We start from the raw sequence: 18,808 nt of genomic DNA, 5'->3' as shown, positions 1-18,808 counted from the left end.
CAATGGAAAATAATTTTGAAACTGCAAATACACCTTATATTTGTGTAAAAGCCCTTGAAAAAGGTGTAAATATAATAGGTGTTACCCGTGGTGAGGATACTAAAATTCACCACACAGAAAAACTTGATACCGGAGAGGTTCTTGTTGCACAGTTTACAGAAAACACTTCTGCAATTAAAATAAGAGGAAAAGCTGTTATTTATACAAAATATGGTCAAATAACAAGCGGTGATTTATAATAATATTAAATTAATTTAACAACAATGGGCTTTTGCCATTGATATATAATTTTTATTCAGGTAATAATTTTTATAGATGCCTTTAAAAGTATTTTTAAAAATTTTTTTGGAGCAAGGTATATTAAAAACACAGGGAGGTATTTTAAATGGACAAACAAGTCAGAAAAATAGGAGTTCTTACAAGTGGTGGAGACGCACCTGGAATGAATGCGGCAATAAGAGCCGTTGTTAGAACTGCACTTAATAATAATATACAGGTTGTAGGTATAAGAAAAGGTTACAATGGTCTTATGAATGGTGACATTAAAGACCTTAACGGAAAAGATGTTTCTGAAATATTAGGCAGAGGTGGCACAATCCTTCATTCAGCACGTGCCCTTGAAATGCTTACAGAAGAAGGACAGCAGAAAGCTGCTAACATCTATAAAATCTTAGGACTTGATGCACTTGTTGTTATTGGTGGAGACGGTTCATTCAGAGGTTGTAGAGCCCTTGCTAAATACGGTGTAAACTGTATTGGTATTCCAGCCACAATCGACCTTGACATAAGTTGTTCAGAATATACAATCGGTTTTGATACTGCTGTTAACACAGGAGTTGAAGCTATAAGCAAATTAAGAGATACTTCAGGTTCTCATGAAAGATGCTCTGTTTGTGAAGTTATGGGTAGAGATGCCGGATATATAGCATTATGGTGTGCTATGGGTGGCGGAGCTGAAGAAGTTCTTATTCCAGAAGAAAAAGAACTTGGAACAAGCGAAAGAGTTATCAAACAGCTTCTTGAAAACAGAAGTAAAGGTAAACGCCATAACCTTGTAGTTGTTGCTGAAGGTATTGGAGGCTCACAGCAGCTTGCTAAAGAAATTCAGGATACAACAGGAATTCAGACAAGAGCTACAATTCTTGGACACCTTCAGAGAGGTGGTAGCCCAACAGCTTTAGACCGTATTCGTGCTTCAGAAATGGGATACATTGCTGTTAAATCAATTATGGAAGGCAATGTAAACAAAATAGTTGCATACAATAAAGGAGAATATCAGACAATTGATATTGAAGAAGCTCTCAGCATGGAGAAACAGTTCAATCCTGAAATGTATGAAATAATCAAAGTTTTATCAATCTAATTTATCAATCTATTTAATTGATTACAGGAGGAAAAAAATTTAATATGAGAAGAACTAAGATAGTTTGTACTCTTGGACCAGCTACAAGCAGCGTTGAAATTATGAAAGAACTTATCAAAAATGGTCTTGATGCTGCTAGAGTTAATTTTTCACATGGAACTCATGAGTCACACAGTGTTATAATAAATATGCTTAAACAGGCTAGAGAGGAGCTTAATGCACCTATTCCTCTTATCCTTGACACAAAAGGTCCTGAAATAAGAATTAAAAAATTTGGTGTTGATAAAATCTATCTTGAAAGAGGACAGAAATTCACACTTACGACAAGAGACGTAGAAGGAACACAGGATATTGTCAGCGTTACATATGCTGACCTTCCAAAAGACCTTGAAGTTGATTCAAGAGTACTTCTTGATGACGGTCTTGTTGAATTAAAAGTTGAAGAAATAAAAGGAACAGATATATTATGTAGAGTAGAAAACGGTGGTTTCTTAAGCTCAAACAAAGGTGTAAATGTTCCTGATATATATGTAAATCTTCCAGCTCTTACAGAAAAAGATATTGATGATATTAAATTCGGTATCAAAATGGGATTTGATTATATATTCGCTTCATTCATACGTTCTGCAAGCGATATTATCAATATCAAGAGAGTGCTTGAAGAAAATGGTGGTTCTGATATACAGGTTATCGCTAAAATCGAAAGCCGTGACGGTGTAAACAACATCAATGAAATTCTTGAAGTTGCTGATGGTATCATGGTTGCCAGAGGTGACCTTGGTGTTGAAATTCCTACTGAGGAAGTTCCTCTTGTTCAGAAAGACCTTATTAAGAGAGCAAATTATTATAGCAAACCTGTTATAACAGCTACACAGATGCTTGAGTCTATGGTTACTAACCCAAGACCAACAAGAGCTGAAGCTAATGACGTTGCAAATGCTATTTTCGACGGAACAGACGCTATCATGCTTTCTGGTGAAACTGCAAAAGGTGATTATCCAGTTCAGGCTGTTGCTACAATGGCAAGAATTGCTGAAAAAACAGAGTCAAGCATTGACTATGTAAAAGAACTTAGCGGTAAATTTACACCAGACCAGACAAATATTACAAATGCTATAAGCTACGCTGCTTGTACAACAGCTGCTGAGCTTCATACAGCTTGTATTTGTTCTCTTACAAAATCAGGATTTACAGCAAGAATGATTTCAAAATTCAGACCAGCTTGCCCAATATCAGCTTGTGCTATGGACGAAATGATTTGGAGACAGCTTAACCTTGTTTGGGGATGTCGTCCATCTCTTTACAAACAGCCTATCAAATCTGATGAAGTTTTTGATGTAGCTATGAAAATGGCTGTTTCAAGCGGACTTGCTGAAAACGGAGATACTTGTGTAATGGCTATTGGTGTGCCTGTTGGTGTTTCTGGTTCAACTAATACTTTAAGAGTTGAAATCGTTGGAGACGTTATCGCTAAAGGTGTTGGTATCGGAACAAAGAAAGTAAGTGGAAAAACAAGAGTTATAAAAGTAGCTTCTGAAGCTTCAAGAAAGTTTAAAACAGGAGATATCCTTGTTACAACTTCAACAAACAATGAACTTCTTCCATATATGAAGAAAGCTTCTGCTATCGTTGTTGGTCCTGTAACAAATCCTGAAAACTGCCATGCTGAAATAGTTGGTAGAGCTCTTGACATTCCTGTTGTAATGTGTAACGCTAAAGTTATTGACTTTATTGCTAACGATGCACTTATAACAGTTGACCCTGTTAAAGGATTTATATATTCAGGTAGACCAGAATAATAATTATTAGAATAATTAAAAAGCCTTCGGAAAAATCCGAAGGCTTTTGTTTTTATTAATTAATTTGATTTTACAAAAACTTTTTCTATTTCAGCAACATATAATGTATGGAAATCATGGTCAGGATACCATCTGTCAGCTATTGAGCTATCTAAAAAGCTGTCTGGAGTGAGTTTCTGTTTGTAGAGGACTTTACATATTGCTGCAAGTTTTCCTTCCTCAAAGAAAGGAATTTCGCTGTTTTCAGACACTGTAAGACCACTTTTCTTGATTTTATCTTCATCACGTCCGGAAACTGTTCCAAGATATGAAAGTTTGCTTCTAAAACTGTCATTAAAGAATGTAAGAGAAAATCTACCGCTTTTGTCAATAAACTCTTTTGTGTAACGCTGAGGTCTAACAACTATGTAAGCTACATTTTTTCCCCATAATACACCAAATCCACCCCAAGATGCTGTCATTGTATTGATTTTGTCATCGGCAGATGATGTTACAAGCATCCAGTCTTTTCCTATAAGTTTAAATGCATTTTCCGAAATTTCTTCCGGCTGTATTTCTTTAAAAATTTCCAAATTTAACACTTCCTTTGTTTTTTATAGAGTTATTATACTATTTTATATTATTTATGTACATAAATTTTATATGTGCAAATATTATTATAATTTTGGATATTTTATAATATTTTAACAGTAAATTTTGTTATAAATATTTTTCTTTTATCAATTATAGTCATGTTTTTTGTATATAGTTACAAATATAAAACTATTATTGTGAAAAAACTATGTATTTTGAGCATTAAATTAGTAAAAAAATATGGTAAGAATTTGCATAATATGTTATAATAATTATGTTCGTTAGAACAAAAGTGAAGGTAATAAGAGAGGAGAATGGAAATGGCAGTAGAATTAAAGTTACATGGTGTTGCACCTTTTATTAATGAGCATGAATTCAAATATATTGCTCCATTAGTAGAAACTTGCCACGAATATTTACACGAAAGAAAAGGAGCAGGAAACGACTTCCTTGGTTGGATTGACTTACCTGTTGACTATGATAAAGAGGAGTTTGCAAGAATTAAAGTTGCAGCTGAAAAAATTCAGAAACAGAGTCAGGTTCTTATCGTTATTGGTATAGGTGGTTCTTATCTTGGAACAAGAACAGCTCTTGATTTCATCAAATCACCATTCTATAACGAAGATAAATCAAAAACTACACCTGACATTTATTTCGTAGGTAATAATATAAGCTCAACATACTTAAATGAAATTATCAAAATTATAGGAGATAGAGATTTCTCTGTAAATATTATTTCTAAATCAGGTACTACAACAGAACCTGCTATCGCTTTCCGTATTTTCAAAAAAATGCTTGAAGATAAATACGGTGCTGAAGGCGCAAAAGAAAGAATTTATGCAACAACAGACAGAGCTAGAGGAGCTCTTAAAAACCTTTGTAATGAAAAAGGATATGAAACATTTGTTATTCCAGATGCAGTAGGCGGAAGATTTACAGTTCTTACACCTGTTGGACTTCTTGCTATGGCTGTTGCAGGAATTGACATTGATGCTGTTATGAAAGGTGCTGCTGATGCCCGTGAAAAATACAGCAATCCTAACATTGAAGAAAATGACAGCTACAAATATGCTGCTTTAAGAAATATTTTCTATCATAAAGGAAAAACAGTTGAAATACTTGCAAACTATGAGCCTTGCCTTACATCTTTTGGTGAATGGTACAAACAGCTCTTTGCTGAAAGTGAAGGAAAAGACAAAAAAGGTTTATTCCCTGTAAGTGCTAACTTCTCAACTGACCTTCATTCTATTGGACAGTTCATTCAGGACGGTAACAGAACAATGTTTGAAACTGTTATCTGGAGCAAAACTCCTAAGACAGAACTTGAAATATTCAGTGATGAAGAAAACATTGACGGTCTTAATTTCCTTGCAGGAAGAACATTACAGTATGTAAACAGCAAAGCATTTGGTGGAACACTCCTTGCTCATATGGACGGTGGAGTTCCTAATATCATAGTTGAAATTGATGCTATGGATGCTTACAACTTTGGTTATCTTGTATACTTCTTTGAAAAAGCTGTTGCAATAAGCGGTTACCTTATCGGTATCAATCCATTTGACCAGCCAGGTGTTGAAGCTTACAAGAAAAATATGTTTGCTCTTCTTGGAAAACCTGGATATGAAAGCGAAAAAGAAGCTCTTGAAAAACGTCTTCTTTAATATAAATCTAAGCAATAAGAAAGTGCAGTTTTTAAACTGCACTTTTTTTTAATTATTAGATTTTATTGCCATAAAAATGGATTTTTTATCAGAATTATTAGATATAGTATAATTACGGTCTGGAAGTATTATTATAGTGTCTCCTTTTTTGAGTATGTAATTTTCATTGTCAAAACTAATTGACAAAGTACCTTCCATAACAAAAATTATACATTCTTTTTTCTCATCAGAAAATATATTTCCTGTATATGATGATAAAGGTTCTAGCTCAATAAGTCTTAAACTGACAGAATTTTTATTTGCAGTATTTGGAAGAATATCAAAAAGTCTGCAACCTTTTGTATCGTTGAAAATCTCTTTTCTATTATCAGAATAAAGTATAAGCTCGCTGTTTGGTATTTCTTCTTCAACGAGAGATGATAAACTAACTCCAAGGGCATTTGCTATTGCTACGAGAGCGTTTAAACTTGGATTACCTTTTCCTCTTTCAAGCTGACTTATAAGAGCAGGACTAAGATTTGAAATTTTTGAAAAATCTCTTATTGCCATATGATTTTTATGTCTAAATGAAAGTATTTTTTTACCTATATTTATATTATTCATTATATAAAATCACTACCTTAATAATATCTTCATTAAATTAATACGATATTATTATATCATAAAATATGGAAATAATTAAGTATTTTTTTATAAAAATTGAAAAAAATGTATTAATTTGATATTTTTTGCAATAAAAATATCATTGTTTTATACTATAAATAATAAAGCCTCTGTTTAGAATTTAACTGAACAGAGGCTTTGAGTTTAATGTTTTATGTCTGGTCCAAGGATGAATATTTATACAATAAGAATAATTAGATTTCTATTGTACCATCAAATACCTTTTCAGCTTTTCCAGAAAGATATATTGTACCATCGATATTGCTTATGAGAAGGTCGCCACCTTTTTGTTTAACAGTGATTTCTTTATTTTCGTGGCAGTAACCATTAAGAACAGAAGCAACTGCTGCAACACAAGCACCTGTACCACAAGCCCATGTTTCACCGCTTCCTCTTTCCCATACTCTCATTCGTATTGTTGTTTTATTTATAACCTGTACAAATTCTGTTGTAACTCTTTCAGGGAAGAGTGGATTGTATTCAAATTCATATCCAATCTTTTCAACATCTATTGCATCAAGGTTGTCACAGAATACTACACAATGAGGATTTCCAAGATTTAAACATGTAATGTTATAAGGTATTCTGTTTATTACAACAGGGCGATTTATAATAGTTTCTCCCTCAAGATTTACAGGAACAAGTTTAGGGTCAAGAACTATTTTACCCATTTCAACAGTAGCGGAAACTGCTTTTCCGTTCTGTGTAAAGAGTTTAACGTGTCTTACACCGCTTAATGTTTCTACTGTAAGGTCTGTTTTATTTACAATACCATTGTCATAAACATATTTTGCAAGACATCTTATAGCGTTACCACCCATAAATTCTTCTGTACCGTCAAGGTTGTAAAGTTTCATTCTTACATCTGCAACATTTGATTTACATATAAGAACTACACCTTCACCACCAATGCTGAAATGTCTGTTTGAAAGTGTAACTGCTAAAGACTCAGGGCTTTCAATCATATTATCATCATTCATACAGTTGAAGTAAATGAAGTCGTTTCCTGTACCGTGCATTTTTGTAAAGTTAAGAGCAAGTTTTTCTTCACGCATATTATTGATGTCTATAAGCTCAATATTATTCTGTGAGAAACGGCTCATAAGACAGTTTGCAAGAGCGTCTGCTGTGTCAAGAGATGTGAGACATGGGATAGCATGCTCAACAGCTATACGACGTATTTTAACGCTGTCACGGCTTGGAAGTCTTCCCTTTGATGATGTGGAAATAATGTAGTTGATTTTTCCACTTTCAAGGAGAGTTTTTGTATTTTCGCTTCCTTCATGGATTTTGTTTACAGGTGTTACATTAAGTCCAGCGTCATTTAATATTTTTGCTGTACCTTTTGTTGAGTAAAGCTCAAATCCAAGAGCAGCATATTTTTTAGCTATATCAACGATTTCGCCTTTATCGCTGTTTCTTACAGTGATAAACATAGCACCGTTTTTCTTCATCTTATATCCGGCAGCAATGAGACCTTTGTAGAGAGCTTCTCCCATAGTTGTACCTATACCAAGAACCTCACCTGTTGATTTCATTTCAGGTCCAAGCTGAACGTCTACGTCAATAAGTTTTTCAAAAGAGAATACAGGAACTTTTACAGCAACATATGGAGGTGTTTTATAAAGTCCTGTGCCATATCCAAGGTCTTTAAGTTTTGCTCCAAGCATACAAGCTGTTGCAAGGTCTACCATAGGAACACCTGTAACTTTGCTTATATAAGGAATTGTTCTTGAAGAACGTGGATTTACCTCGATAACATATATTTCATTTTCATATATTACATACTGAATATTTACAAGACCTTTTGTCTTTAATGAGATAGCAAGGTTCTTTGTATAATCAATAATTTTTTCTGTAAGTTCTCCGCTTACATTCCAAGCAGGATATACAGCTATTGAGTCTCCAGAGTGAATTCCGGCTCTCTCAACGTGTTCCATAATACCAGGAATGAGAATGTCTTCTCCGTCACATATAGCGTCAACTTCGATTTCAACACCCATAAGGTATTTATCAATAAGTATAGGATTTTCGATTTCGTGAGCAAGAATAATTTTCATGTATTCAATTATATCTTCATCACTGAAAGCGATAATCATGTTCTGTCCACCTAATACATAAGAAGGACGCATAAGAACAGGATACTGAAGTTCATTTGCAACTTTTAATGCTTCTTCTGTTGTCATAACAGTGTAACCAGAAGGACGTTTAATTCCAAGGCTTTCAAGAAGCTCATCGAAACGTTCTCTGTCTTCAGCAGCGTCAATGCTGTCTGCTGGAGTACCAAGAATGTTTATTCCCTGACTTTCAAGGAATTTTGTAAGTTTGATAGCTGTCTGTCCACCGAAAGCAACTACAACACCATAAGGTTTTTCTGTTCTGATTATATTCATAACATCTTCTGGTGTAAGTGGCTCGAAGTAAAGTCTGTCAGCTGTGTCAAAGTCTGTTGATACAGTTTCAGGGTTGTTATTTGCAATAACAACTTCATATCCAGCTTTTTTAAGTGACCATACACAGTGAACTGAAGCATAGTCGAACTCGATACCCTGACCAATTCTTATTGGACCAGAACCAAATACTATAACTGTCTTTTTATCAGAATTTCTTTCTGCAATAAATTCAGCAGCTTCATTTTCTGTGTCATATGTTGAGTAGAAGTATGGTGTTTCAGCCTTAAACTCAGCAGCACAAGTGTCAACCATTTTGAATACAGCTGTGCGTGGGTTTTCAACTTTCTGTCCTGAAATTCTTTCAATAACTTTATCAGGATATCCATATTTTTTACCTTTAATGTAGAGTTCTTCTGTGAGAGTGTTTTCTGCAATCTCTTTTTCATACTCAACAAGGTGTTTTAATTTATTTAAGAACCAGTGGTCAATTTTTGTTATGTCGTGGATGTAGTCAAGAGAAATGCCTCTCTTTATTGCTTCAAATACAACAAAGAGTCTTTCGTCGTCACATACACTGATTTTATTTTTTATTTCATCATAGCTAAGCTCTGCAAGTTTAGGAAGATTTAAACTGTCAAGAGATATTTCAGCACCTCTTACAGCTTTTATTATAGCCATTTCAAAGTTTGGACCGATAGCCATAACCTCTCCAGTAGCTTTCATCTGTGTACCAAGAGTACGTTTTGCATAAACGAATTTATCAAATGGCCATTTTGGAAGTTTAACAACAACATAGTCGAGAGCAGGCTCGAAACAAGCGTATGTTTTTCCTGTAACAGCGTTTTTGATTTCGTCAAGTGTATAACCGATAGCTATTTTTGCAGCAACTTTTGCAATAGGGTATCCTGTTGCTTTTGAAGCAAGAGCAGAAGAACGAGATACACGAGGGTTAACCTCAATTACTGCATACTCAAAGCTGTTAGGGTCTAAAGCAAACTGACAGTTACAACCACCTTCAACACCGAGAGCAGAAACGATATTTAATGATGCAGAACGAAGCATCTGATATTCTTTGTCTGAAAGTGTTACAGCAGGAGCAATAACAACAGAGTCTCCAGTGTGAACTCCAACAGGGTCAAAGTTTTCCATAGAACATACTGTTATACAGTTTCCTTTGCTGTCACGGATAACTTCAAACTCGATTTCTTTCCAACCTGAAATACATTTTTCAACAAGTATCTGAGTAATAGGGGAGAGACGAAGACCATTTGCAGCAATCTCTCTGAGTTCTTCTTCATTATAACAGATACCGCCGCCAGTACCGCCAAGAGTGAAGGCAGGACGAATTATAACAGGGTATCCTATTTTGTTTGTAAATGCTATTGCATCTTCAAGAGTGTTTACAACTTCTGAAGGTATAACAGGTTCTCCGATTTCAAGCATTGTATCTTTGAACATCTGTCTGTCTTCAGCTTTATCAATAGTAAGAGGATTTGCACCGAGAAGTTTTACATTGTTTTCTTCAAGGAAACCTTCTTTTGCAAGCTGCATTGAAAGTGTAAGACCAGTCTGTCCACCAAGGGTTGAAAGAATGCTGTCTGGTTTTTCTTTCTTTATAATTCTTTTTAATACATCTATTGTTAAAGGCTCGATATAAATTTTATCAGCCATAGCCTTGTCAGTCATAATTGTTGCAGGGTTACTGTTTACAAGAACAACTTCAAGACCTTCTTCTCTAAGGGCACGGCAGGCCTGTGTTCCGGCATAGTCAAATTCTGCCGCTTGTCCGATTATAATAGGACCTGAACCGATAACAAGTACCTTTTTAATATCATTTTTAAGTGGCATTATTTTGTACCTCCCATAACATTAATAAATTTATCAAATAAGAACATTGTGTCCTGTGGACCACCACAAGCTTCTGGGTGGAACTGTACAGTATATACAGGAGCATTTTTATAAGAAACACCTTCGCAAGTTCCATCATTAACATTTACCCAGCTTAATTCAGCATTTTCAGGAAGTGAGTCAGCGTTTACAGCATAACCGTGGTTCTGGCTTGTTATATAAACTCTACCTGTTGCAGTTTCTTTTACAGGCTGGTTTCCACCACGATGACCATATTTAAGTTTGCTTGTTGTAGCACCCTGTGATAAAGCTGTAAGCTGATGACCTAAACAGATACCAAAAATAGGTGTTTTTGACTCAACAAGGGCTTTAATCTCCTCGATAACTTCAACGTTTTCAGCAGGGTCTCCAGGGCCGTTTGAGAGCATTATTCCATCTGGGTTCATTGCAAGTATTTCAGAAGCCTTTGTGTATGAAGGAACAACTGTTACTTTACAACCTCTCTTAATAAGTTCACGTTGAATATTTGCTTTTTCGCCAAAGTCCATAAGAACAACGTGTTTTTCACCATTTTCATTAAATACTTTCATTTCTTTACAAGTTGCACCTTTTACAGCATCAACAATTTTGTAACCTTTAAGCTCTTTAATGATTTCATCTATATTATCAATAGATTTTGTTATTTTGGCATTCATAACACCGTATTCTCTTATGATTTTTGTAAGCTGACGTGTATCTATATCATAAAGGCCTATAACGTTCATATCCTTTAAAAAAGTGTCAAGATTGCCCTCACAACGGAAATTAGAAGGTTCCTGACACCATTCACGTACAACGTATGCTTTTAAATATGGTCTATCGCTTTCGAAGTCGGAAGGTATAACACCATAATTTCCAATTAATGGGAAAGTTTGAACAACAATCTGTCCAAAGTAGCTAGGGTCTGTGATAGTTTCAAGATAACCTGTCATAGCAGTAGAGAAAACTATCTCACCAGTGATTTCTCCTTCGGCACCAAAAGATTTACCTTCAAAAATCTGTCCGTTTTCAAGTACTAAGTATAATTTTTCCATCTGAATTCCTCCGATTACTCAAGTGAAATTGTAGAATAATAGGCATTGAATATGCTACAATATGCCCAAAAAAAAACGGAGTTTAAAAAAATTCTCCGCTTTTACCCATAATAAATAAGGGACAAAAGCCCCGAATTTATATAAAAATAAATCAAAGCTTGTTTGTTTCTTTATAAAGTTACAAGCTTATTAATATTAACTTATTTTTTACATTTTATAGCAATACTACAACATTGTCCATAGGTATTTTTGACTAATTAATACCCATTGTAATAGGTTGACTTTGCTTTTGTATATAATATATACAAAAATGCTTTATTATAAACATAAAAAATATAATATATGCTGTAAAAATATGTTGAAAATACAAGAATAGTCATAATTTTTAATAACTATATATGGATTATGACAGCAAAAAATCAGCTGTCATAAGTATTAAGAATATTTTCAGCAATAGTTTTTTTTGTTTTTCTCATATCCATTGCCTGTTTTTCTATATAGCGATGAGCCTCAGCCTCTGTCATGTTAAGATATTGTATAAGAACACATTTTGCTCTGTCTACAAGACGTATTTCTTCTATCTTCTTTTGAAGTTTCATATTTTCTTTTTCAAGAATAAGAAGTCTTTTTTGTGTTGCAGATACAAGTTTAACTGCACTATAAAAAGTTTGTCTGCTTAAAGGTTTTGATAATACTAATATTCCATAGTCTTCAACTCTGTCACAGACTTCCTCATAAATTTCCGACTTTACTATAAGTATAAGTCCAGAAACGGTGTTTGTTGAAGCGTAGAGTGCAAGGTCGTGACCAAATTCATCAGCAAGAGGAGTGTTTATAATTATAATGTCATAACTATTTTCAATAAGCATTCTTCTTGCCTCAGAGCCGTTTCTTGTATAAAAAAAGTCGGATATACCTGATGTATTTCTCATAAGGTCTTCTATTAAATTGCTTCCTTTTTCTGTTCCCGAAACAATAAGAGCACTTCCTCCATTACTCAACTCTTTTCACCTCTTTTATAATCTTTGAATTTTATATTTTATAAAAATAATTTTCTGTTTCAAAGACGTTTTTATCTTCTGTAAGTGAATATTTTTCAAGTTCATTTCTTTTTATTGAAACATATTTATCAAATGTTTTATTTGGCAATACAGATTTTATAAAATCACTTTCACAAGCTTTATCAATAGCACTTTCAAGATTATTAGGTAATTTTCTGAATATTTGTGAAAGTTCTTTTGGAGCTTTATAGAGATTTAAGTCCTGTGGAGGTTCTAAAGTAGCATTATTTTTAATACCTTCAATTCCTGCCTTTATTATTAGAGCTAAAGCAATATAAGGATTGCAAGCTGGGTCAGGAGAGCGAAGTTCCATTCTGCTGTGTTCACCCTTTGCAGAAGGTATTCTTATAAGCTGTGAACGGTTTTTGTGAGACCAACTCACATACTCTGGAGCTTCAAATTTTCCAAAACGATTGTATGAATTTGTCAAAGGATTTAAAAATAATGTTATATCTTCAATTCTATTAAGTATACCAGCAATAAAGCTTTCTGCTGCCAAAGAATGTTCGTTTATTTCTGTCTTAAATATATTAAGACCGTTTTTGAAAAGTGAAAGATTTATATGAAGACCACTTCCGCTTTCATTTTCAAGAGGTTTTGGCATAAATGAAGCAAAAAGTCCATTTCTTGCAGCTACGGATTTTACAACAGATTTGAATGATACAAGATTATCTGCTGCTGTTAAAGCATCACTGTATTTGAAATCTATTTCATTTTGTCCTGGACCTGATTCATGATGAGAGCTTTCAGGAGTGATATTCATTTCTTCAAGAGTTAAACATATTTCACGTCGTATATTTTCACCTTTGTCAACAGGAGCTATATCAAAATATGTTCCTCTATCAAAAGGAATTTTTGTTGGAAATCCTTCTTCATCATTCTCAAAAAGATAAAATTCACATTCTGTTCCAACTTTACATACATATTTCATTTCTTTAAGTTCATCAAGAACGGTTTTTAATATATATCTTCCGTCTCCTTCAAAATTTCTTCCGTCAGGGTATTTTATATGACAGAAGAAACGAACAACACGGCCCCTAGATGGTCTCCAAGGGAGTATTGAAAGGGTAGAGGGGTCAGGCACTAAAAAAAGGTCTGACTCCTCTATATTCATAAAACCGTCTATTGATGAGGCATCAAATGATATACCTGTATCAAATGCCCTTGGAAGTTCTGAAGGCATTATTGATATGTTTTTCTGAACGCCGAAAATATCACAGAATGCAAGTCTTATAAATTTAACATCATTTTCTTCTACAAAACGCAATACCTCGGATACGGTATAGTTCATGTTATCACCTCAAATAAATAAAATCAGTTTCTTGTATAAAGCTGTTTGTAAGGATTTTTTGTATCTGCTGTTAAAACATAAAAATCCTTTGTAAATATAATATTTTTATCAAAATTAAATTCTTCACAGTATTCATCTATGAGAGGGAGAATTTCATCTATATCAGATTTATCAGCTTTTTTAGCTGAAATCTGTACAGGAAGGTCAAAAGGAAGTTCATCACAGCGTATAAATATTTTACCACCGTGCATTCCTGTACCACAAAATCTTCCAACAGGAGTTTTAGAGTTTGTGTTAAGTCCAAGAACAACTATTGTTCCTCCAGCTTGGTATTCTCCCAAGAAACTTCCGGCAGAGCCTCCTATTACTATTGCTGGTTTATGCTCTTTATAGGCTTTTATATGAATTCCTGTGCGATAGCCAGCATCTTTCTCTATAAATATTTTACCGCCTCTCATAGCGTATCCTGTGGCGTCTCCAGATGAACCATGTATATATATTGTTCCACTGTTCATTGTGTCGCCTGTTGCTTCCTGTGTGTTTCCGTAAACACGTACAGTACAGCCGTCAAGATATGAACCTAAAGCATTTCCGGGAGTCCCATTTATAACAATGTTTTTATCCCTAAGACCGCTTCCGATATATCTTTGACCTATACAGTTGTCTATTATTATGTCTTTATCTGTGCAGTTTCTTATTTCATCATTTAAGTCTTTAAAATGTTTCATTCCTGCATATATATTCAATGTATGCACCCCCCGGCAATTAAAGATTATAATTTTTTAAAAATAAATTTTAGTACATTACAATGTACTCGTCTCTTGCAGCACCTACTGAAACGTATTTGATTTTTGAATCTACTGCTTTTTCAATGTATTTAATATAGTCAAGAGCTTCTTTTGGAAGGTCTTCTGGTTTTCTGCATTTGCTTATATCACAGTTCCAACCTTTTACATACTCAACAACAGGTTTTGCTTTATCAAGCTCTGTTGAGTATGGGAAATCTTTTGTAAGTTCTCCTTCAACATCATAAGCAACACAAACAGGAATTTCCTCAAGGTATGAAAGTACATCAAGTTTTGTGAGAGCAAGTTCATCACAACCCTGAACAAGTACACCATAGCGAGATGCAGGAACATCAAATGGACCTACACGTCTTGGTCTTCCTGTTGCAGCACCATATTCTCCACCAGCTTCTCTAAGTTTTTCAGCTTCTTCTCCAAACATTTCAGCTGTGAAAGGTCCTTCACCTACACAAGTTGAGTATGCTTTCATAATACCGATAGAGTTTGTAAGTTTAAGGTTAGGAACACCAGCACCAATAGGAGCATATGCAGCTATTGTTGAAGATGATGAAGTGTATGGATAAATACCATAATCAATATCTCTTAATGCTCCAAGCTGAGCTTCAAACATAACTTTTTTACCTTCTTTTACTGCATTGTTAAGGTAAATGCTTGTGTCACAGATATAATCTTTAAATTCTGCTGAGTATTTATCAAGCCAGCTTAACATATCTTCAAATTTTACTTCTTCAGCACCATAAACCTTTGTTATTGTAAGGTTTTTCCACTCAAGAATTCTTTCAAGCTCTTTTTTGTATGTTTCTCTGTGAAGAAGGTCACCCATTCTGATACATTTTTTCATGTATTTATCACCATAAACAGGAGAAATTCCACGTCTTGTTGAACCATATTTTGCATCACCAAGACGGTCTTCTTCAAGAATATCCTGCTGTCTGTGATATGGCATACATACAATAGCTTTGTTGCTTATTTTAAGATTTTTTGGAGAAATTTTAACACCTGCGTCTGTAAGTCTCTTTATCTCTCCGCTTAAATGTTCAAGGTCTATAACCATTCCAGGACCCATTACATTTACAACTTCCTCACGAAGTATTCCTGATGGTAAAAGATTTAATATAAATTTTCCTAAATCATTTACAACAGTATGTCCTGCGTTATTTCCTCCCTGATAACGAGAAACTATATCATAATCCTGAGAAAGAAGGTCTACCATTCTTCCTTTTCCTTCGTCTCCCCAGTTAATTCCTACTATTGATGTTAACATAATTAAAAACCTCCTTGAAATTAATAGTTTTTATTTTTCCTTTGTGAATATGCTTTTATTCCCCCGCATGCATTATTCCCAGTATGGAAAGTTCTTTTTCTGTAAGACCTATTCCCCTTAACATAAGTCTATTTCCTTTAAGTGCTTCTATTGAATTTATGCCCATTCCTCCCATAATCTCTTTTATTTCATGTTCCCAAGATTTTACAAGATTTACAAGTCTCTCACAACCTTCATCAGGATTGAGACGTTTTACAAGGTCTTCTCTCTGTGTTGCAATACCCCAGTTACATTTTCCAAGCTGACAGCTTCGACAGAGATGACAACCAAGAGCAAGAAGGGCAGCTGTTCCTATATAGCAGGCATCAGCACCAAGAGCAATAGCTTTTACAACGTCAGCACTGCTTCTTATACTTCCTCCTACTATTATAGATACGTTTTCACGTATGCCTTCTTCTCTAAGTCTTTGGTCAACACTTGCAAGGGCAAGTTCAATAGGTATTCCCACGTTATCACGTATTCTTGTAGGTGCAGCACCAGTACCTCCTCTGAACCCGTCAATAGCTATGATATCAGCACCACTTCTGGCAATACCGCTTGCGATGGCAGCCACATTATGAACAGCTGCTATCTTTACTATAACAGGTTTTTTGTATTCTGTCGCCTCTTTTAATGAATAAACTAATTGTCTAAGGTCTTCTATTGAATAAATATCATGATGAGGTGCTGGAGATATAGCATCTGAACCGATTGGTATCATACGTGTTTTTGATATATCTTCCAAAACTTTTCCTCCAGGAAGATGTCCACCTATACCTGGTTTTGCACCTTGACCCATTTTAATTTCTATTGCACATCCAGCTTCAAGGAAATCTTTATGAACTCCAAAACGACCGGAAGCAACCTGAACTATTGTGTTTTTACCATATTTATAGAAATCCTCATGAAGACCACCTTCACCTGTGTTGTAGAGTATTCCCAGTTTTTCAGCGGCTCTTGCAAGGCTTTCATGGGCATTGTAGCTTATTGAACCATAGGACATGGCAGAAAAGAGAATAGGTACATCAAGCTCTATGCTAGGACCTAAATTGTTTATTAAATTTCCCTCACTGTCTCTTTCTATTTTATCAGGACTTTTTCCTAAAGTAACTTTTGTTTCCATAGGCTCTCTCAATGGGTCAATAGGTGGGTTTGTAACCTGTGACGCATTTATTAACATTCTGTCCCAATAAACAGGTAATGGCTTAGGATTTCCCATTGATGAAAGTAAAACACCGCCACTTCCTGCCTGTCTGTAAATTTCAGCTATTGTTCTTCCTGTCCAGTTTGTGTTTTCTTTGAATGTATGGTCTGTTTTAACTATTTTTAAAGCTCTAGTTGGACAGACAGCAACACATCTATGACAGTTTACACATTTACTGTCATCTGCAACCATTTTCTTTAAATCGCCATTAAAACTGTGAACTTCATTGGCACACTGTTTTTCACAGAGACGACAGTTTATACATTTATCAAAATTTCTTACAACTTCATAATCAGGATATAAAAAATTTAATGCCATTATTTTGCACCTCCCTCAAGAGTTACTATTATAGGCTCTCCGCCTTTAGCTGCCCAAACCTTATCAGGGTTAGGCTCTATTATTCTTATGGCACATTCTTCACTAGCAACATAGAACATATTGTCTTTTTCGGCTGCAACCATACTTCTAAGTTTAAGTCTGTCATTAAGTGCCATCATACCGCCTTCAAATCCTAAAAGTATTGAGAAAGGACCTGTTATAAGAAGGCTTGAAAATGCTTTTCTTAAATAAGTGTATTTTTCTCTCTCTTTTTCAGGCATATGATTTATTGTTGACCAGAATGGAGCAGCTATAACAGAGGCAACCTCCTCAAGAGTAAGTTTTTTCTTTCTATTTAAAAAGTCTATTATGTATGTTATAACCTCTGTATCTGTAAGGAGAGAACATTTGTAACCAAACATTTCAATATATCTTCTGTTGGCATCATAAGAAGAAATCTCTCCGTTGTGTACTATTGAATAGTCAAGCATTGCAAATGGGTGAGCACCGCCCCACCAACCTGGTGTATTTGTTGGATATCTTCCGTGAGCTGTCCAACAGTATCCGGAATATTCTTCAAGTCTGTAAAAATCTCCTACATCTTCAGGAAATCCAACTGCCTTAAATATACCCATGTTTTTTCCACTTGAAAATACATAAGCTCCGTTTATCTGAGTGTTTATTCTTATACAACATCTTGCAATGTATTCTTTCTCATCAAGCTGACTGTCTGCAAGTTTTGTTGGGAGAGGATTTAAGAAGTATCTCCAAATTAAAGGTTCATTTGTAATTCTTGGATTTTTTCTTGTTGGTATTTTTGAAAGGTTTACTATATCAAAATGCCTGTCAAGAAATCTTTCACATTTTTCTCTTGCTTCAATATCATCATAAAATATATGGAAAGCATAGGAGTCTTTATATTCAGGATATATTCCGTATCCTGCAAAACCTCCTCCAAGACCGTTTGAACGGTCATGCATAGTTGATATGGATTTTATTATTGACTCACCAGAAATCCTTTTTCCGTCTTTTGCGAATATACCAGATATAGCACAGCCGGAAGGTATTCTTGTTTGTCCTTCTTTAAGCAACATAATCAAAACCTCCTTAATATTTAAGAGTATTTTTTAATAAAAAAACAGAAAAACGTCCGCCAAACACATACAAATATACCGTGAGTGACGAACGTCTTTGTTCGATGAAAGCATTATACTATCAGTTTTGCCCTTGTGTCAACGGTTTGATGGCTTTGAAAATATAAAGATTTCTTATTGTAAATATATTACAAGTGTTTTCTAAAAAATACATTTTAAATATACATTTTTGGTAAAATAAAAAAATTAGTAAAAAAAATATTGACTTTTCATTTTTGTGGTCATATAATCAACTGCATAAAACAGCAAAGGCGCTGTGGATTATATTTTTTATAGTCCACGGTGCCTTTTTTGTTTA

The 18,808-nt window shown here is 34.5% G+C and carries 14 protein-coding genes and 1 pseudogene; 4 read left to right on the top strand and 11 right to left on the bottom strand.

Annotated features, from left to right (window positions below):
* The first annotated feature begins 2 nt into the window (after positions 1–2).
* The 3 genes from mtrB (at position 3) to pyk (ending at position 3,162) form a co-directional block, all read left to right on the top strand.
* Positions 3–239, top strand: coding sequence for a trp RNA-binding attenuation protein MtrB (mtrB, locus tag B5E58_RS00820; protein ID WP_088107777.1), 237 nt, complete (start codon positions 3–5; stop codon positions 237–239).
* 146 nt (positions 240–385) lie between these two features.
* Entirely contained in the window at positions 386–1,363 is a 978-nt protein-coding gene (gene pfkA, locus B5E58_RS00815) for a 6-phosphofructokinase (protein ID WP_088107776.1), read from the top strand.
* A gap of 44 nt (positions 1,364–1,407) precedes the next feature.
* Positions 1,408–3,162, top strand: a complete 1,755-nt coding sequence (gene pyk / locus B5E58_RS00810; RefSeq protein ID WP_088107775.1) for a pyruvate kinase — start codon at positions 1,408–1,410, stop codon at positions 3,160–3,162.
* A 59-nt stretch (positions 3,163–3,221) separates the two neighbouring features.
* Here the strand turns inward: pyk and B5E58_RS00805 are convergent, their stop codons facing one another.
* Positions 3,222–3,743, bottom strand: a complete 522-nt coding sequence (locus B5E58_RS00805) for a flavin reductase (RefSeq protein ID WP_443080003.1) — start codon at positions 3,741–3,743, stop codon at positions 3,222–3,224.
* A 306-nt stretch (positions 3,744–4,049) separates the two neighbouring features.
* Between B5E58_RS00805 and B5E58_RS00800 the strand changes: the two genes are divergently transcribed.
* On the top strand, positions 4,050–5,396 hold the full coding sequence (locus tag B5E58_RS00800; RefSeq protein WP_443080002.1) for a glucose-6-phosphate isomerase: 1,347 nt from the start codon (positions 4,050–4,052) through the stop codon (positions 5,394–5,396).
* A gap of 48 nt (positions 5,397–5,444) precedes the next feature.
* Here the strand turns inward: B5E58_RS00800 and B5E58_RS00795 are convergent, their stop codons facing one another.
* The 10 genes and pseudogenes from B5E58_RS00795 to B5E58_RS00755 all read right to left on the bottom strand — a co-directional run bounded on the left by B5E58_RS00795 (position 5,445) and on the right by B5E58_RS00755 (position 18,450).
* Entirely contained in the window at positions 5,445–5,999 is a 555-nt protein-coding gene (locus tag B5E58_RS00795; protein ID WP_088107772.1) for a helix-turn-helix domain-containing protein, read from the bottom strand.
* 254 nt (positions 6,000–6,253) lie between these two features.
* Complete coding sequence (gene dapF, locus B5E58_RS13970; protein ID WP_334293181.1) at positions 6,254–7,078, bottom strand: diaminopimelate epimerase; 825 nt, start codon at positions 7,076–7,078, stop codon at positions 6,254–6,256.
* A gap of 24 nt (positions 7,079–7,102) precedes the next feature.
* Positions 7,103–10,300 (bottom strand): annotated as a pseudogene (carB, locus tag B5E58_RS00790) (carbamoyl-phosphate synthase large subunit); the annotation flags it as partial.
* Positions 10,300–11,373, bottom strand: coding sequence for a carbamoyl phosphate synthase small subunit (locus tag B5E58_RS00785; protein ID WP_088107770.1), 1,074 nt, complete (start codon positions 11,371–11,373; stop codon positions 10,300–10,302). The gene B5E58_RS00785 and the pseudogene carB, both read right to left, overlap by 1 nt.
* Before the next feature lie 419 nt (positions 11,374–11,792).
* Complete coding sequence (locus tag B5E58_RS00780) at positions 11,793–12,374, bottom strand: ANTAR domain-containing response regulator (protein WP_242956564.1); 582 nt, start codon at positions 12,372–12,374, stop codon at positions 11,793–11,795.
* Between the two features lie 31 nt (positions 12,375–12,405).
* Positions 12,406–13,701, bottom strand: coding sequence for a glutamine synthetase family protein (locus B5E58_RS00775; RefSeq protein ID WP_330395578.1), 1,296 nt, complete (start codon positions 13,699–13,701; stop codon positions 12,406–12,408).
* A gap of 47 nt (positions 13,702–13,748) precedes the next feature.
* Positions 13,749–14,480, bottom strand: coding sequence for a glutamate synthase (locus B5E58_RS00770; RefSeq protein WP_443080001.1), 732 nt, complete (start codon positions 14,478–14,480; stop codon positions 13,749–13,751).
* A gap of 40 nt (positions 14,481–14,520) precedes the next feature.
* A complete protein-coding gene (locus B5E58_RS00765) occupies positions 14,521–15,795 on the bottom strand; it encodes an adenylosuccinate synthase (protein ID WP_088107768.1) in 1,275 nt (424 codons plus the stop codon).
* A 55-nt stretch (positions 15,796–15,850) separates the two neighbouring features.
* Entirely contained in the window at positions 15,851–17,356 is a 1,506-nt protein-coding gene (locus B5E58_RS00760) for a glutamate synthase-related protein (protein WP_088107767.1), read from the bottom strand.
* Positions 17,356–18,450 carry a class II glutamine amidotransferase gene (locus B5E58_RS00755; RefSeq protein ID WP_088107766.1) on the bottom strand — a complete coding sequence of 365 codons (1,095 nt, stop codon included), beginning with the start codon at positions 18,448–18,450 and terminating at the stop codon, positions 17,356–17,358. The genes B5E58_RS00760 and B5E58_RS00755 overlap by 1 nt, the downstream gene beginning before the upstream one ends.
* Positions 18,451–18,808: the final 358 nt, after the last annotated feature.

It is taken from the genome of Tyzzerella sp. An114 (assembly GCF_002161055.1).
Lineage (GTDB): Bacteria > Bacillota > Clostridia > Lachnospirales > Anaerotignaceae > Fimicola > Fimicola cottocaccae.
This window is presented reverse-complemented; position numbering and strand designations above follow the sequence as displayed.

Excerpts from the sequence above, each read along its gene's own strand:
- mtrB (WP_088107777.1), top strand. The coding sequence starts at position 3 with ATGGAAAATAATTTTGAAACTGCAAATACACCTTATATTTGTGTAAAA.
- pfkA (WP_088107776.1), top strand. The coding sequence starts at position 386 with ATGGACAAACAAGTCAGAAAAATAGGAGTTCTTACAAGTGGTGGAGAC.
- pyk (WP_088107775.1), top strand. The coding sequence starts at position 1,408 with ATGAGAAGAACTAAGATAGTTTGTACTCTTGGACCAGCTACAAGCAGC.
- B5E58_RS00800 (WP_443080002.1), top strand. The coding sequence starts at position 4,050 with ATGGAAATGGCAGTAGAATTAAAGTTACATGGTGTTGCACCTTTTATT.
- B5E58_RS00795 (WP_088107772.1), bottom strand. The coding sequence starts at position 5,999 with ATGAATAATATAAATATAGGTAAAAAAATACTTTCATTTAGACATAAA.
- dapF (WP_334293181.1), bottom strand. The coding sequence starts at position 7,078 with ATGCACGGTACAGGAAACGACTTCATTTACTTCAACTGTATGAATGAT.
- B5E58_RS00785 (WP_088107770.1), bottom strand. The coding sequence starts at position 11,373 with ATGGAAAAATTATACTTAGTACTTGAAAACGGACAGATTTTTGAAGGT.
- B5E58_RS00765 (WP_088107768.1), bottom strand. The coding sequence starts at position 15,795 with ATGTTAACATCAATAGTAGGAATTAACTGGGGAGACGAAGGAAAAGGA.
- B5E58_RS00760 (WP_088107767.1), bottom strand. The coding sequence starts at position 17,356 with ATGGCATTAAATTTTTTATATCCTGATTATGAAGTTGTAAGAAATTTT.
- B5E58_RS00755 (WP_088107766.1), bottom strand. The coding sequence starts at position 18,450 with ATGTTGCTTAAAGAAGGACAAACAAGAATACCTTCCGGCTGTGCTATA.